This is a genomic window from Streptomyces sp. NPDC003720 (assembly GCF_042875075.1).
Taxonomy (GTDB): domain Bacteria; phylum Actinomycetota; class Actinomycetes; order Streptomycetales; family Streptomycetaceae; genus Streptomyces.
Genome location: NZ_JBIANZ010000002.1, coordinates 477,814 through 493,451, shown reverse-complemented (window position 1 = coordinate 493,451; position 15,638 = coordinate 477,814). Strand labels below are relative to the sequence as shown.

General features: G+C 69.9%; 15 protein-coding genes and 1 pseudogene. 9 read left to right on the top strand and 7 right to left on the bottom strand.

What is annotated here, in order from left to right; genetic code table 11:
* Positions 1-133: 133 nt before the first annotated feature.
* Positions 134-414, top strand: a pseudogene (locus tag ACFYU0_RS07775) (IS110 family transposase); the annotation flags it as partial.
* A 300-nt stretch (positions 415-714) separates the two neighbouring features.
* Here ACFYU0_RS07775 and ACFYU0_RS07770 read toward each other — a convergent pair.
* Positions 715-1,092, bottom strand: a complete 378-nt coding sequence (locus ACFYU0_RS07770; RefSeq protein ID WP_389298567.1) for a fic family toxin-antitoxin system, toxin component — start codon at positions 1,090-1,092, stop codon at positions 715-717.
* On the bottom strand, positions 1,092-1,331 hold the full coding sequence (locus ACFYU0_RS07765; RefSeq protein WP_351667051.1) for a hypothetical protein: 240 nt from the start codon (positions 1,329-1,331) through the stop codon (positions 1,092-1,094). Before ACFYU0_RS07765 ends, ACFYU0_RS07770 begins: the two co-directional genes overlap by 1 nt.
* A 479-nt stretch (positions 1,332-1,810) precedes the next feature.
* On the opposite strand from ACFYU0_RS07765, the gene ACFYU0_RS07760 reads away from it, so the two are divergent.
* From ACFYU0_RS07760 to ACFYU0_RS07745, 4 genes are all read left to right on the top strand, one after another.
* Positions 1,811-2,446: an RNA polymerase sigma factor gene (locus ACFYU0_RS07760; protein ID WP_389298565.1), complete on the top strand. Its 636-nt coding sequence runs from the start codon at positions 1,811-1,813 to the stop codon at positions 2,444-2,446.
* Positions 2,439-3,386, top strand: coding sequence for a CU044_5270 family protein (locus ACFYU0_RS07755; RefSeq protein ID WP_351667053.1), 948 nt, complete (start codon positions 2,439-2,441; stop codon positions 3,384-3,386). The genes ACFYU0_RS07760 and ACFYU0_RS07755 overlap by 8 nt, the downstream gene beginning before the upstream one ends.
* Positions 3,387-3,890: 504 nt before the next feature.
* The gene (locus ACFYU0_RS07750) at positions 3,891-4,070 is read left to right on the top strand and encodes a hypothetical protein (RefSeq protein ID WP_389298564.1); all 180 of its coding nucleotides are present in this window, start codon (positions 3,891-3,893) and stop codon (positions 4,068-4,070) included.
* 110 nt (positions 4,071-4,180) lie between these two features.
* On the top strand, positions 4,181-4,597 hold the full coding sequence (locus ACFYU0_RS07745; protein WP_389298563.1) for a hypothetical protein: 417 nt from the start codon (positions 4,181-4,183) through the stop codon (positions 4,595-4,597).
* Positions 4,598-4,910: 313 nt separating this feature from the next.
* Here ACFYU0_RS07745 and ACFYU0_RS07740 read toward each other — a convergent pair whose 3' ends face one another.
* From ACFYU0_RS07740 to ACFYU0_RS07725, 4 genes are all read right to left on the bottom strand, one after another.
* Positions 4,911-5,561, bottom strand: a complete 651-nt coding sequence (locus tag ACFYU0_RS07740) for a lysophospholipid acyltransferase family protein (RefSeq protein WP_389298561.1) — start codon at positions 5,559-5,561, stop codon at positions 4,911-4,913.
* Between the two features lie 107 nt (positions 5,562-5,668).
* On the bottom strand, positions 5,669-6,280 hold the full coding sequence (locus tag ACFYU0_RS07735; protein ID WP_389298560.1) for a TetR/AcrR family transcriptional regulator: 612 nt from the start codon (positions 6,278-6,280) through the stop codon (positions 5,669-5,671).
* A 501-nt stretch (positions 6,281-6,781) separates the two neighbouring features.
* On the bottom strand, positions 6,782-7,324 hold the full coding sequence (locus tag ACFYU0_RS07730) for a DUF6368 family protein (protein ID WP_389298558.1): 543 nt from the start codon (positions 7,322-7,324) through the stop codon (positions 6,782-6,784).
* Positions 7,325-8,401: 1,077 nt separating this feature from the next.
* Positions 8,402-9,859 carry an FAD-dependent monooxygenase gene (locus tag ACFYU0_RS07725; RefSeq protein WP_389298556.1) on the bottom strand — a complete coding sequence of 486 codons (1,458 nt, stop codon included), beginning with the start codon at positions 9,857-9,859 and terminating at the stop codon, positions 8,402-8,404.
* A gap of 130 nt (positions 9,860-9,989) precedes the next feature.
* On the opposite strand from ACFYU0_RS07725, the gene ACFYU0_RS07720 reads away from it, so the two are divergent.
* Together ACFYU0_RS07720 and ACFYU0_RS07715 are read left to right on the top strand one after the other, a co-directional pair.
* A complete protein-coding gene (locus tag ACFYU0_RS07720; protein WP_389298554.1) occupies positions 9,990-10,601 on the top strand; it encodes a TetR family transcriptional regulator in 612 nt (203 codons plus the stop codon).
* Between the two features lie 834 nt (positions 10,602-11,435).
* Positions 11,436-11,810: a hypothetical protein gene (locus ACFYU0_RS07715; protein ID WP_389298552.1), complete on the top strand. Its 375-nt coding sequence runs from the start codon at positions 11,436-11,438 to the stop codon at positions 11,808-11,810.
* 922 nt (positions 11,811-12,732) lie between these two features.
* Here ACFYU0_RS07715 and ACFYU0_RS07710 read toward each other — a convergent pair.
* Positions 12,733-13,212 carry a nuclear transport factor 2 family protein gene (locus ACFYU0_RS07710; RefSeq protein ID WP_351667073.1) on the bottom strand — a complete coding sequence of 160 codons (480 nt, stop codon included), beginning with the start codon at positions 13,210-13,212 and terminating at the stop codon, positions 12,733-12,735.
* Between the two features lie 310 nt (positions 13,213-13,522).
* On the opposite strand from ACFYU0_RS07710, the gene ACFYU0_RS07705 reads away from it, so the two are divergent.
* Positions 13,523-13,738 carry a DUF6207 family protein gene (locus ACFYU0_RS07705; RefSeq protein WP_351667075.1) on the top strand — a complete coding sequence of 72 codons (216 nt, stop codon included), beginning with the start codon at positions 13,523-13,525 and terminating at the stop codon, positions 13,736-13,738.
* A gap of 710 nt (positions 13,739-14,448) precedes the next feature.
* A complete protein-coding gene (locus ACFYU0_RS07700) occupies positions 14,449-15,597 on the top strand; it encodes a serine hydrolase domain-containing protein (RefSeq protein WP_389298550.1) in 1,149 nt (382 codons plus the stop codon).
* Positions 15,598-15,638: the final 41 nt, after the last annotated feature.

The following is a 15,638-nucleotide window of genomic DNA, read 5'->3' as shown; positions in this document are numbered from 1 at the left end:
CGGTGTCGTGCGGGTGATCGCGATCATCTTTGTTGCCACTTTGGGCTGCACTTGGCGCCAGCTGCCGCCGGTCTTCGGCCCGGCCCTGGCCCACGGTCTACCGGCGCTTCGCTCAATGGAGCAGGGGCCGATCCATCCTTCGCTGGAGAGGGTGCTGGGGCCGCGGTTGCAACACCCGGCCGTCCTCACGCTGCTGGAGCGGTTCGGATCTCCGGCCCAGATCCGCAAGGCCGGCCGTCGGCGGCTGGTCACCCTGCTGCGACCAACGGCGCCGAGATGGCCGAGCGGCTGGTCGAGGAGATCTTCGCCGCCCTGGAGGAGCAGACCGTCACCGTTCCGGGGACCGAGGCGGCCACGCTGATCGTCCAGAGCCTGGCCGCCTCATCGACGGCCGGAGCCAGGCCCCAGCGGGCGTGACGCCTTCCCGGCGAATCGGCACGGTCGGCAAGATGATCGCGGCCGCTTCCGAAGGCATGTGAGAGGGACCCGGTTGATGCCGGTCCCTCTTCGTAGCGGGGGCAGGAGTAGGAGACGGCGTGACCTTTCCGTACGCTCCGGCGTTGAGCACGGCACGCATGCAGACCCCCGTGCAGGCGTGCGCAGCGGAGGGGCCCGGACCGTTGCCCGGCTTGCGGGCCCCTCCTGGCGCGCAGTGGTCCCTGCCATGAGGCCCGCGAAGTCGGGTCCGCGAGACGATGAACGCGTCCGCGGGCGTCAGGTGGCAGTGGGCCAGGTTCGCAACAAAGCGGCGATCTTCCCCGCGGTGCAGGCGGGATCGAGAATCAGATCCTTGAGTGCGATCGCGTCCTCGCGGGCGGGTTTGACGGTGATCCCGGCGGCTTCGAGGTACATGACGCCGGACGCGGCGGCGACGGCCAGGTTGGAGCGCTCCAGCCAGCGGCAGCGGCCCAGCGTGTGCACCAGGGCAGCGGCCTTGGCGTAGGGACCGTCGTAGACGGGCTGCTCGAACAGTTCCGCCCGGTGCCGGGCTACCGCAGAGACGGGCACGCCGTAGTCGTCGGGAGCCGGATCGTTCGCCCCGGCGGCCTCGGCGACCTGCAGGATCCAGGGAACGTCGATGTTCAGATCCATCAGGCTGCGCGCGCTCCTCGAGGCGTCTGCTGGGCTTGTTCAGCCTCGTCGAAGAGTGCCTGGTGTTCGGCCAGGAAACGTGCGGCCGCGTCCACCGCGCGGGCGCGCAGACCGCTCGTGTCGTCTTGCACCAGCCGGCCGAGGTAGTCGCCGATGCTCAGCCCCAAGTCAGCGGCGCGCTTCTTCGCGAGTTCCGCCACGTCCTCGTCCACGCGCGCGCCCAGCTGTGTCTTCGCCATGCCAGCATGGTAACAGCTGTTACCGGGCGGGCGGGGGCAGCGGGTGGCGCGGGCGCCGGCCGCCGAACGGGCGTGAACGGCGCGCCCCGGCCATTCGGTGCCCCGGGAGGGGCCGGAGGGCTTATGGCGAATGGTCCGCTGATTCGCAGTACGGCTGTCCCACGGGTCCGGCGCGCCCAACACGCTCGGGCAATCGGCGCACCGTCGCTGAACGACTCTTGCTTCAGGTAGCTGCGACGTGGCCGAGGGTATTTGCGCCGGCTGGTACAGGAGGCGCTGACGGACTGACTCCGAGGACCGCCCGGCCGGCCGCCGCGGTCACGGCTTCCGGCCATCGAATGCGCATCAACGGCGCTGTGACGCAGATCACTTGCGGGACTGGAACTCCCTACCCGGCATCGGCGAACAACGGGTGACCACGACCCGACCCGACCCGACCCGAGGACGTGCATGAACCACAGAGGTGGAACGTGACCCCGATGCGAGACAACGGCGCCGCGACCGTCCCGGCGACGGCCGCGAGCGGCGGGTGCGACGGCTCGGTCATCGAACGGTCCTGGGAGACGCCCGACGCGTTCGCCGTGATCTTCGATCGCTACGCCGACGACATCCACCGCTACATCGCCCGGCGCCTCGGCTCCGACACCGCAGACGACCTGATGGCGGAGACCTTCGTGATCGCCTTCCAGCGGCGGCGGCGCTACGACCCGGCCATCCCGCACGCCCGCCCCTGGCTGTACGGGATCGCCACGAAGCTGATCGGACGTCACCGCCGCCACGAGGCACGTCGGTTGCGGGCGCTGTCACGGGTGGCCTCCCTGGCGCCCGGCACGGAACACGACGGTTCCGAGGACGGGGTCGCCGAACGGCTCAGCGGCAACTCGCACAGCGCGCTGGCCGGCGCCCTCGCCGGGCTGCCCGCCCGGTACCGGGACGTGCTGCTGGTGATCGCCTGGGGCGAGCTGAACTACGAGGAGGCCGCTCAGGCCTTGGGCGTGCCGGTCGGCACCGTGCGCTCCCGTCTGCACCGGGCACGCGCCAGGCTGCGCAAGGCACTGGCCGCAGCCGGCCACCCCACCTCGACCCCACCTCAGAAGGAGACCGATCGTGGATGAGCTGACGCAGGTGCGGGACTGGGACACCGGCGCCGAGGGTCTCTCCGACCAGGCCCGTGCGGCGGCCCGGGCCCGCCTGGAGACCGCCGTTGCCGAGGAGTCCCGCGGCCGCACCGCCCGCACGGGCGGGCTGAACCGGCGCCTGATGCTGCGCACCGCGCTCGCCGGCGCCGTCGCGGCGGGCGCGGGCGTCGCCGTCGTCGTCACGCGCGACGGCGACGGACACGACCGCACGACCCGGCTGGACACGGTCAGCGCCGCCGAGGTGCTGCGGCGGGCCGCCGACCGGTCCCGCACCGCGAACCGCGACCTGCCCGTCCCGCGCGACGACCAGTACTTCTACACCCGGACGTACGTCGTCCAGACGTACCTCAAGGGCGGCAGGACTCGGACGTGGACCGACGAGAGCTGGACGTCGGTAGACGGCTCGAAGCCGTCTCTGCGCCAGGAGAACGGGAAGATCCACCATGACCCGCCGCTCGGCAAGCACGAAGTGCGCTGGCCGCCGACCGTCTACTCCAAGCTCCAGCAGATGCCGACGGATCCCGACAGGCTCCTGGACCAGTTCAGGCACGGCATGAAGAGCTCGCCGCTGAACGACGTGCAAGCCTTCTTCGAGGGGTGCATGCTGCTGACGGAACCCCGGGTGCTGCCTCCGGCGCTGCAGGCCGCCGCCTTCGAGGCGCTGTCGAAGCTTCCGCGGATCAAGCTCGACTACCACGACGCGACCGTGACCGGCCGTCGCGCCGTCGGCGTCTCGCACCCTAAGGCCTCCTTCACCTTCCTCTTCGACCGCAAGACCTACGACTACCTGGGCCTGCGCACCAAGGGCAGTTCCGCGAAGAAGGTGCACGGCGAGTGGAAGCAGGTCAACTACTACTACAAGACCACGACGCTGGAGGACATCCAGGTGGTCGACCGCATGGGACAGCACCACTGAGCCGCCCGACGAGGGGCTCCCGCGCCCGGATCGGCTGCCCCTGCGGCCCGTCCAGGTCTCCCGCCGGAAGGTGAAGTCCATTCCCTCGTCGGAGAGTTCGGCCAGCCACAAAGCTGCACGGGCGGCGGTCTCCGCCGCCCGTTCAGGCCGGCAGGCAGGGATCCGGCGAGGATGTGACGGATGCCCAGGGCGGGGGCTTGGTGAGCCGTACGTACCTCGACGTGCCTATACAGACCGAGTGACACCACCCGTCGGCACAGGGCCCGCGCCGTCCCCCCCCTCGGGTGCCCAGGCGCGGGCCCTTGGCGCTGCCGCCGTGCTCCGACGCGCCGGCCGCATGCGCGCCGACCACCTCCGCCTCCTGGCCCTCGGCCAGCCTGCCCCCGTCCCGCGCCGAGCCGATCCTGGGCACCGCAGACGCAGGATGCGCGGCGACGAGCCAGCGTCACGGCCGCCTGCGACGCCGTCAGCGTCTCCTCAGCCGTGTACGGCTCCCTCAAGCCTATGCGGCTGACCCCGGAGCGCGTCGCCCAATTCCTCGAGGAAGTGCACACTCCGGGGATGGCCATCTCGCGGCCGCTGTCTGCGTCTTTCGACGTCGCGATCTATCAACGGTGGACCCGGGACCGAGAGTTCGCCAAGGCCATGGACGTCGCCCGCACCGAGGCGAAGCCGGCGATGTGATCAGGTGACGGCACGCGGCCAGGGCTTGTTTTCGCGTCACGTCAACTCACAGCGCACCTTGCTACAAAGCCGTCTCGGGCGGCGTGGACCCGGTCACTAGAGTAAGCCGCATGGACATGCGGAGGGTCGTCGCGGTGCTGGCAGAAGAGGCCATGCAGCAACTCCAGGACCAACTGTGGAAACTGGCTGCGAGCGACCGCGCTCTCGCTTCCGCAACCGAGGCTCGCCTGCGCAACGTTGTCGGACCGGCAAACAGCCAGGAGGCATTGCCGCAGATAGGCCGGCTAGAACATCTACGGGAAGCGCTCGCCGTCCTGGCGATCTCCCTAGCTCGCACTCACGGCCGCATGGCCTGGTTCCTCTCCGGTGCCCTCAACGCGCTCGAACCGGTTTTGCGCTGGCGTGCCCTGCCAGCTGAAGGTGGTGGCACCTTTGGCACCGTCCTCGCGGGCCCCGAGGAATACACGGAGGCGGAGGAGGCCGTCCGCCAACTCCAGGACACCCTTGCGCGGATCACCGTCGCGTAGGTCAGCTTGCCGCAGGCCCTGGGAGTGCGAAGACACTGACTGTCTTCCGTGAAGGCGGGAATCCGGCTGGGCTGAAGTGCGCGAGTCGCGAAATGTACCGGTGCCCGTGTGGCCAGGCAGCGCGCCGGTCACCACTCTCACCGTGAGGGTGGTGACGGTGCGGAAGAGCAACTGCCGCTCTGTCACAGTGACTAGCAACCGGCAGCAACAACCAGCCACAAGGAGTGTGAGGGAGACAGAACACCGTGGCTCACGGGGACAAGGGTGCAGCAAGCAAGACCAGGGGGACTGATGGGGTGTCGCACAGTCAGCCTCATCCCTTCGCCCTCGCCGCGTAGAGGGGCACGTACTCCTGGCCGGAGACCTCTGCTATGGCCTGCGTGATCAGGTCGGAGACAGCCCTTCGGGTGCCGGCGTCAGCGGCGGGGCCCTCGTACATGGAGAGGTCGACGGGCTTGCCGAAGGTGACCTTGACCTTGGCCGGACGCGGAAGCATGCGCCCGGGCGGCAGGACGCGGTCGGTGCCGCTCATGGCCACCGGCACCACGGGCGCGCCGGACATGAGAGCCAGCCAAGCCACGCCTGTTTTGGCCCGGTATAGCCTGCCGTCCGGGGATCGTGTGCCCTCAGGGTAGATGCAGAAGACGCCGCCGTCCTTCACCACCCGAAGACACGCGTCAAGCGAGGCTACTGCCGCGCGTTGGTTCGCCCGGTCGACTGGAACCTGCCCACTGCCCCGCATGAAGGACGAGACGAGCCGCGTCGGCCAGGAACCTCCCTCGAAGTACTCCGCCTTCGCCATGAAGGTCACCTGCCGGTCCAGCACCAGCGGCAGGAAGGTGGAGTCCACGATGGACAGGTGGTTGGACGCGAGGATGACGCCGTTCGACTGCGGCACATTTTCCAGGCCCACGGCTTCGAGTCGCGCCGCGGCACGCAGCACCGGCCCGGCCAGCCGCTTCACGTGCTCATACATCAATTCGTTCCCCTATGATCCGTGTCCATCGCGCGTCAGCGCGACCGCCCCGGCCACGCTGACGAGAAGCGGGACCGGGCGTCGCAGCCGCCCGGTCATGAGGCCATCGGTCCGAGATGGGCGTCCAGCACTGCTTCGATCAGCCGGTCGCGACTGTCAAAACCCTCGCCGCCGAGGGCGAGTTGCAGGCTGCCCCAGGACCACAGTTGCGCGATGCCGTGCAGGTTCGCCCACAGGGCGGCCGCGGTGACAGCCGCCGAAGGCTCCAGCTCCTGTGCCCGGCACCGAGCGACGAGCTCGGTGACGCGCTGGAACATCGGGAGCGTCGCCTCTCGCAGCCGAGGGCCGTCCGGAGCTCCGCTCCGCTCGCTGCCGTCGAGCAGGTCGTGACGGAACATCAACTCGAACATGCCGCGCCGTTCCAGTGCGTAGGTGACGTACACCCGTGCCAGCGCCGCCAACTCATCACGCGGCACGGCCATGCCGGCCGTGGCCGCCGCGGACCGCGCGCCCAGCTCTTCGAAGCCTCTGCGCGCGATGGCCGACAGCAGCGCCCGGTGTGTCGGGAAGTAGCGCCGCGGCGCACCGTGCGACACACCTGCCCGGCGGGCGATCTCCCGAAGACCAACCGAAGCGGTGCCCTCAGACAGCACCAGTTCTACGCCTGCATCGACCAGCCGTTCCTGCAGGGATCCTTCAACATCCACAGACAGTGTCTACCAGAGACGCGTAGACAGCGTCTACCGATAACTCATCTGCAGAAACTGAGACCTGGCGGAAGGTTGGTGCGGACCCAGATACTGCAGCGCCCGCCCGGAGGGGATGGACAGGCGGGGCCGGGGCGGGTACTGGGACGGGGAGCCGCGACACCGCGGCGAGCTCCTCCCCCGGTCGGGTGGCCACGTACGGCCGGGCGGACTCCAGCGGGCGGATGACGGACAGAGAGCGGGGCGAGAACGGGCGCCTGCTCACGTCCAGGGCTCCTCAGAGAAGACGGGAAGCGTTGGCTGGGCATGGGTGATCTCAGCAGGGGCGGCCCTCCACCAGAAGGGACAAAGCTGGACCCAATGCGTTCATTCCTCAGGGTGGCAGAGGAGTTGGTCCGGCGGTCTGGGCTGCGGAACGAAACCTTTCCCACGCCGCGGTCCCGATCTGTCCGACGGACCGCCTGGCCGCCCTCGCCTCGTGCCGCTGCCGGGTGGTTCCGGCTACTTCAGCAGCCGGAAGCCGGGCTGCCGAGCCCACGCTCTGAGGAACTCCGCCGAACCGTACGCGGTAGGCCATGGATTGCTTCCCACTGCGATGACGCCGGGGAGACTGGCCACGATGGGTACCTGGTGCTCCCTCAGTTCGGCGTTGGCAACGCCGCCGATGACGTCCATGACGGCGGCGGTCAGCAGGGCCGTGACGACGTGGTCGACCGGACGGTTGCAGAAGGCGATGACCTGGACGGCGTGGGTCGGCGTGAAGCCGATGAGAGGCTTCGGATCGACTTCGTCGGCGTGCTCGGCCTCGAAGACGGTCTCGTCGCCGATGCCGGGCCCCATCGCGGAGACCAGGACGGGCCGCCGTCCGTCCACGCCCCCGGTGTCCGAGATGCCGAGGCTTTCCGCATGAATGGTCAGGTCGTACTCGCCGACCCGCTTCTCCTCGAACCGTGCCGAGGAGCGCACCAGAAGGTCACGAAGCTGCTGAAGCGCAACGCGGGGGACGGCCTCCGCCAACTCGATCACCAACACCGGTCCACTCATGGCTGGGAGCCTAACCAGTCGTAGCCGTCCTTCCCATCGCGCGGCTCGTCTCATACCGGGGTGGGTGCGGGCGCGGTGCGCGTCGAGAAGAGCATGCGCAGCCGGCGGCGGCCACGAGCGGGACGGTGAAGTGGCCGTCGATGGGGCCGTCCAGGGCCGTGCCGCCGCCAGGCCGAGGCGGATCGCGCTGGACATACAGCTGACCGCCTCGCTTGGCCAGCGCGTCGGTGATGCGGGGGACGTACGCGACCTGCGCGTGGGCCATCGCCTGTCTTCCTCTCGAGTCGAGATGCTGCGGGGGGGGGGGCGGCACGGCGGGCTCGTCAGGGGCAGGCCGTGCGGACGATGGGCAGCGGCACGGGGACACCGCCGGGTGAGAGCAGCCCAACAGGGTGCCGGTGGCGCTTCAACGCCGCTTCCTTTTCCACGGTCGGCATCAGGCATCCGTCGCAGCCTCTGATGCGGCGTTCCCCCGCACCGGTCCGCCTCACAGGTCCGCCGGGCCGCACCGCTGCTCCCGCCCCGGCGACGACGCTGACGGCACCTGCTTGCGGTGGCCCCGCCTGCCGGTTCCGCTGGCCGCGCTTTCCCCGAAAGGCCGCATCCGCCGGGCGCCAGCCGGTGTCTGGTGTGGTTGCAGCGCCCGGTCGGCAGCTATGTCCGTGGGACGGGAGACGCAGCCGGGTTGTTGGAGAAATCGTCCCGCCCGGCGACGTGTGAGGCGCGCAGGCGGCCTGCGGCAGCGAGGGCGGGCGTAGATGGGGTGGCATTTGCTGCCTTGAGCGGTCCGTATGGAGCCGATGACGTGAGCCTCCGCGCGTCCGTTGGTGACGATCACGGCGATCTCCGCCCCGTGCACCTGCCGCGCAGTCCCGTTGAGGACCTGCAGATCAGGGGTGCCGAGCCGGCCAGCCGCTGCGCGCAAAACGGCCTGGGGCAATCCGGCCCGTGGCGGTGCGGGGGATCCGCCGGACCGGCGGGTTCGCTGGCCTTGGCACCTCGCCTGGTCCCACCTGTCCCGGCTTGATCCGGACCGGTGCGGACTGATCCAGTTGGCGTCCGGTTGCAGGCGAGGCCTCAGCCGCCGAGCCGTTCGGCGACCGCCGCCTCGATCTCGCGGGCCGTGGCGCGGTCGGACGCCCAGGCCGCGTGTCCGTCGGGGCGGACCAGCACGGTCGTACGGCGCTCGCTCGCCCAGCGAGCCACGGTCAGCCGGTCCGCGCGGCCGGCGCCGGCCGTGTACGGCTCGGCGGTGATCAGCACGAACCGGCCACCGCGCAGGGCCTCGTACAGGCGGGTGCCGCCGGCGAGGGCGACGTCCGGGACGCGGGCGCCGGTGAGGCGGTGGGCACCGCGGGGTGCGGGATAGCGGTAGCCGATGCCCGTGACCTGCGCCGCGAGTGCGCGGCGGGCGGGGCCCACTGCGTTCAGGAACGCGGTAAACGCGGCGCGGGCCGCCAGGGTCCAGGGGCGCTTGGCCATGGCGAGGCGGACGATCCCGCCGCTGCTGCGCAGCACGGCCCTGCCCACGGGGTGCCGCTCGGCCTGGTACGTGTCGAGCAGGCCGGGGTCGGTGTAGGCGGTGAGGACCGCGGCCAGCTTCCAGCTGAGGTTCGCCGCGTCCTGGAGGCCGGTGTTCATGCCCTGCCCACCGGCCGGGGTGTGCACGTGGGCGGCGTCACCGGCCAGGAAGACGCGCCCGACCCGGTAGGCCGGTGCCTGCCGTTCGTCGCTGTGGAAGCGGGACATCCAGCGGGCGTCGTACATCCCGAAGTCCCGGCCCAGCGCGAGCCGGGCGATCTCCTGGACCTCGGCCAGTTCGAGCGGCTCGTCGTCGGCGGCGTCGCGGGCGCGGTTCCAGCCGATCACCCGGTAGTAGCCGTCGCCGAACGGCGCGATGAAGGCGAAGGCGTCGCCAACGGCGCTGACCGTGAGCAGACTCGGCGGCTTCTCGGCGAGTCGGACGTCGGCCAGGACGACGGAGCGGAGCACCGACCGGCCCGGGAAAGGCAGCCCGATCGCCTCCCTGACGGAGCTGCGCATGCCGTCGGCGCCGACGACGTACGCGGCGCGCAGGCTGTGCGTGACTCCCGCGGGCCCGCGCGCCTGGGCCGTGACCCCGTCCGCGTCCTGAGCGAGCCCGGTCAGCTCGGTCGCGTACAGAAACTCCACGCCCGCCCGCTCGGCCCGCTGCCGCAGGACCTTCTCCAGCTCGTACTGGGGCAGGACGAGGAGGTGGTTGAAGCGCGAGTGCAGAGCGCCGAGATCGATGCTGAGCCGGCCGAACATGCGCAGGCGCTCCAGGCACTGCCCGGCGGCTTCCAGGCCGTCGGAGAGGCCGCGGGCGTCGAGCAGTTCCAGGGTGCGGGCGTGCAGAACGAAGGCGCGGGACAGGTTGCTGATCTCCTCGGAGCGCTTTTCCAGGACGGTCACCGCAATGCCGGCGGCGGCGAGGTCGCCGGCGAGGAGCAGGCCGGTCGGCCCGGCGCCGACGACGATGACGTGCCCGGGGGTGGGCGCCGTGGTGCCGGCCATGGGAGCCTCCCTATGATGCCAACGATCGTTGGCCAACGACTGTTGGTCAACGCTTGTTGGCAACGGTAGGCCGGTGCCCAGCGGGAGTCAACACTTGTTGGCCCACACGTGTGGGCATACCCTCGCCGCCATGAACGCCAGCACGAACGCACCCTCGTCTCGCCGATCGGATGCCAGCTTGGCCGCCCCGTCCCGCCGCTCGGACGCCACCCGCGGCGCCATCCTCGTCGCGGCCCGCGAGCGGTTCGCCGCCGACGGCTACGAGCGGGCCACCATCCGGGCGATCGCCAGGGACGCGAGCATCGACCCGTCGATGGTGATGCGGTACTACGGCAGCAAGGAAGGCCTGTTCGCGGCGGCCGTCACGCTGGATCTGCGGCTACCCGACCTGCGGCGGGTGCCACCGGACGAGGTCGGGCGGGCGCTGGTGGGCCACTTCCTCGACCTATGGGAGGAGAACGGGGAGCTGACGGCCGTGCTGCGGGTCGGCGTCACCAACCAGACCGGGGCCGAGCGGATGCAGGCCATCTTCGGCGAGCAGCTGCTGCCGGTGGCCCGGCAGGTGTGCCCGGACCCCGAACGTGCCCCGGCCCGGGCCGCACTGTGCGCCGCTCAGCTGCTGGGCGTGGCCCTGACCCGGTATGTTCTGCGCCTGCCCGCGGTGATGGATCTGCACCGGGACGAACTGGTGGCCTGGCTAGGCCCGACCATCCAGCGCTACCTCACGGCCCCGAGCCCCTGAGCGACGCAGCGGCGGCGCAGCAGCAGGAGCCGCTGCGCCGCCCACACCGTCCCCGCCCAGGCACCCCGCGCCTTCCTGCCCGCCGGGCTGCCGGTCGGCTCGCCGCCGGGGAAACGAGCGCCCGACCGCATCAGGCGGAAGCCACTGCCGGATCAAGCCGCCTCAGTCGTCGCCGAGGCACTGGGCTGAAACACTCACTACTGAACCGGTGCTGCGCACCCGCAATCCCGATACAGGGGGCCGGGCGCCGCAGGCCGGCTCGCGGAAGTCGGTGACACCTGTGGAGGATCTTCGTTGTCACGACGGCTGACGCCCCGCTGCTGACCGACCGCGCCCACATGCCCGGAGCCGTCGTCCGGCCGGCCATGCTGGGCTACGGCGCCGGCGCCCTGCGTCCCGATGCCGGTGAGGCGGCGCCAGCGCCGGGCCAATCGCACTCGGGGGCACGGCTGCGGTCATCGACGATCTCCCGTGCTGGGACTGTTGCGGGCGCCGTCACCGTTGGGCGGGCGCCGTCGCCGTCGCCGTTGGGCGGGCGTACTGTCCTCTTGACCCGTAGACGCATTGTCCGTCACTCATGGTCATCCTCTGAAGTGCGAGGCCGCACCTCTGCCCATAACGTCGCAGGTGGGGAGCAAGCAGGGAGTGGAAATGAGCCCACCTAGGCGCGGCAGAACCTTCAGCGCGACTCGTAGGCGGACGCCGAGGATCGCGTCCCGCGTCGTGACGGAACCGGCGGCGCCCGCCTTGACGGAGCACAGAATCGAGTCGCCGAAGCCGGGGCCGGTTGCTCATCCGGCGCTGCTCCAGACTCCGTCACATCGGTCCACCCGAATGCGCATACTCGAGACCAATCCCTGGTCGATCACGGTGATGAGCTTCCTGGTACTGGGGGGCTTGGGGGTGTGCGTTCTCGGCGCCGTGTTCACCGCATCCATGGTTTTGTACGTCGTGGCCCCAGGCGAGGGGCCGTCACTGACGCGAACGCTGGTCATCGCCATCGTGGTCGTCGCCCTGGAGGTCTTCGTGGGCACTGTCATGGCATGCCTGTGCAGCCTCGCGCTCAACCACACGGCACGGCTCAGCCGCGGTGTCGAAGTGGCCCTGACCGGCGATTGCGGCGATCCGGCACCGGCACCGGCAGGAAGCCTTGGAGAAGAAGCGCACTGTTCATCAGAGGCGTCGACGCCGGATGACATCCCCAACTGACGAAACGGCAACGGACGCGCGGGCATCTGATCTCGCATCGCCGCCCAGACGCTCCAACAGAGCGTGAGGGTTCCACGTTCAGGCCTCCGGCGGACTCGGCAACCTGTACGCGCCGGCGCTGTCGCCGACGGGCGGCGACACGGAACGGCCCAGCCTGCTCGGCTCGCTACATCAAGGGGCTACGGTTCATCTGGATCGAGGCGTTCGACACCGACGTCGCGGTCACCGCCACCGAGTTGCTGCGGTTCGGGCGCTCCTGGGCCCGTCCAAGCCATCCACTCCGCCCGCCCCAACGCCCCTCACCCCACCGGGCGGTATGTGCTCACCCTCACTCCCAAGGCGTACGCGGGCACCGGCGTCCACGCCGTCCACACCGACCAGTAAGCGCCAACCGCCCCGACCGGCAGACATCGGACGCCCGGACCGTCGGTACGTTGGGGAGAAGAAACTTGAGGATCATGGTTGTATCGGGCACCACTGGGTAGGCCGCGCCCCGGACGCACATCCGCCGTTCCTCATCCTTGAGGAGTACCTGGCCCGCTTCGGGCTCGACGGCCTGTGGTCGAACATCGAGATTCTCGACAAGAAGCCAGGCGTCTAGATCCGTCGGCGTCGGCCTCCTGTCCGGCGCCGAAAGGCCTGCCGAGAAGCACGGCCGCTGCCGGCAGTGGCGCCCGCTAAGTACGCCCCGGCACAGGACGGCTTCGTAGGCGCCCAACTGCCCGGCGACGGCCAACCCGGCACGACGACCGGCCCCCAGCCCCCAGTCCCCGGCCCGCCCGAACACGGGCGCCAGCAGCAACCGCGCGGCCCCTTCGCCGACGATCCGCTCCCAGCCGCCGGCTGCGCCCGCACCGACACGACGCGCGCCTCGTCCAGTACCAGCAGCGACCTTCCGTCGCCGGGCCTTGAACGGGTGTCGTCAAGCATGTGATGCATCCGCGACGGGGAGCCGTTCCGTCACGCCGCCGAAGGGGAGGAAAACAGTACGGCTGGCGAGGAACCACGTGCCGTCGATCTTGCGGAAGATGTCCTCGTAATGGCCGACGTTTGCCGGGAGTCTGGGCTCGATCATCCCACCTGAATAGCCATCGACCCGGTATGTCGTCAGATAGGAGACGCCCCGCGCTGTCGCCTCGGAATCCACCGTGACCAGGATGTTCGTCATCAGACGGCGTGACAGCCTGTCCGCCGGCCGAGAGGCGAAGTAGGCGCGCAGGGCCTCGCACCCCTCGATACGCCGGTCCCCGGATGGCCAGTGCCAGACACCATCGGGCGTGAACAGTTCGGCCACCGAACTCGGGTCACCGAGGTCGAGACGGTGGATGAAGTCCACAATGATTCGCTCGCAAGCGCGTTCCGCGAGCATCCGCTCGACTGAGGGCATGATCTCGTCGTCCATACCCCTGTCTATCAGTCGTAACATGTTCTAGGGCAACGGCTTTTCCGCACCAGCAGCGGCAGGGTGGCGCCGGTGCAGCAGAAGGGCTGTTCGACGGTGATGTTGGTGGTGGCAACGACTTACTGATGCGCAGCGGGGTCGGAATACAGCAAGTCGGCAAGGCCCACGTCCCAGACGCCTGCGACCACATCACACGGCGCGGAAACGGCGCCATGGGCGCGCGCCCATGGCGCACCATGCAGCACACACTGCTGCGCCGAGCGGGTGAAAAGCCGCCGCAGGCAGAACCCGTGACCGCAGGGAGTCCGTCGTGGCAGGCGTGGATGCCTTCAGCGACGTGCACGTGTCGGAGCCCGGTCTGGTTGTCGTGGACGTCGCAGCCGCCGACGACCAGACCGCTTTCGCCTTCCAACAAGCGCTCGCGTCGATATGGACGACCACCGCGGTGGAACGCACCAGCCGGGATTCCGGCCAACCCGGTGTACGGCTGCGCTGCTACCTGGACATGCGCCAGGCACCGAGCTAGAACGCCCCGATCGTGACCGCTCTCCTACCGGCCGAAAGTCACGGTGACGGGCATGTCGGAGCACCGACCGAGTCGGTCGACCAGGGTGTGGCGTCCGGTGGCGTCGACGGTCAGGCGCTTGTCGGCCACCCTTTCGACCGGTTCGACGCCGCCAACACCACGATCAACGCCGTGGATCCCCGTGGTCGTTGGTGTAAGCGGTCCAGAGGCGTAGGCGCCGCCCCCCAGTCCCCCGGTCCCCCGGTCCCCCGGTCCCCCGGTCCACGCTGCGTAGGACTGCGTGCTGTCCTGCCATTCTGGCAGCGGAACCCCTTGAGCAGCCGGTCGTGTGGCGGGCGTCCAGCGACCCGGGGGCCGGTTGCCTGGACAGTCCGCCTCGGACCCGAGCTCGACATGCTCCGGTGGAGATCCTCTTTGCGGAGGGCAACCGATGCCCTGCAACCCGCTGCCGATCCCGATACCGGTCGCTTCCGTCTATCGGTACACGTACGCCGGTGCTGCGTCCCCGATCCCTGGAACGGCGCCGAACGTGGCGGCGGCGCGCATGAGGGGGCTGGGTAGGTGGCGCCGTCGATGCGGGCGCGCCCCGCGGGCGCGGCGATGGCGCTGGGGGCCGGGACGAGATGGGTTCGCGGGGCGACGGGCGGCGCGATGATTCCCGGCGCGTGCGGGAGTCTGTCTCTCGACACGGTCTTCTGGAAGGCGGCCTCATGACCACCCTGCACGACTTGCTCGAAGCCCACGTCGGTGCCGGAACGGTGCCAGGAGCGGTTGGCGTCGTGGCCCGGGGTGATCGGGTCGAGATCGCAGCCGTCGGTTCACAGGACGTCGGGGGCAGCGTTCCCATGGCGAGAGACTCCATCTTCAGGGTGGCTTCGATTACCAAGTCGGTCACCGCCGCCGCACTGCTGATCCTGGTGGAGGAGGGCAGGATCGCGCTGAACGACCCCATCAGGACGTGGCTGCCGGAGTTGGCAGAACCGATGGTCGTACGTACCCCGGCAAGCCCGGTGGACGACGTGGTGCCGGCCGCCCGGCCCATCTCGGTCTTCGACGTGCTGGCCTCCCAGGCAGGGTATGGATTCCCTTCCGACTTCACGCTGCCGGCGGTGCAAGAGTTGTTCACGGTGCAAAAGGACGGGCGGGTGCCGAGCAACTTCCCGCCGGCCGACAAGTGGATGACTGCTCTCGGCAGAGTCCCGCTCCTCTACCAGCCTGGCGACGCCTGGCTGTACGACACCTGCTCCGTGCTGCAGGGTGTGCTGATCTCGCGGGTCACCAGGCAGCCGCTGCCGGAATTTCTGGCGGAGAGGATCTTCCAGCCACTGGGCATGGTCGACACCGGTTTCGAGGTGCCGGCCGCCAAGCGGGGCCGATTCACCAGCTTCTACAGGCCGACCGGCGACGGCAGCCTGGAGCTCGCCGACGGCCCGGACGGAGAGTGGAGCAGCCTGCCTGCGCTGCCTCTCGGCAACGGCGGCCTGGCCTCGACCGCCGAGGACTGGTTGACCTTCTCCCGGATGCTGCTGGCCGACGGGGTGGCGGCCAACGGCCGACGAGTGCTGACGGCCGGCTCCGTACGCATGATGACCACCGACCACACGAATCCCGCCCAGCGCCACATCGGCCGGCTGTTCCTGGAGGGGCAGGGCTGGGGCTTCGGCGGCTCGGTCGACATCGCCCGGACCCACCCGTGGAATGTCCCCGGCCGCTACGGCTGGGTCGGTGGCACGGGCACAGCGGCGCACATCGTCCCAGACACGGGAGCAGTCACCATCCTGCTGACTCAGGTGGGAGCGACGGGTCCTGCGCCAGCACCGGTGATCAGGCGGTTTTGGCGATACGCGTCGAACGCCTGACACGCCTCTCATACCCGTAACGCCGAGCTTCGTGCGGTGGA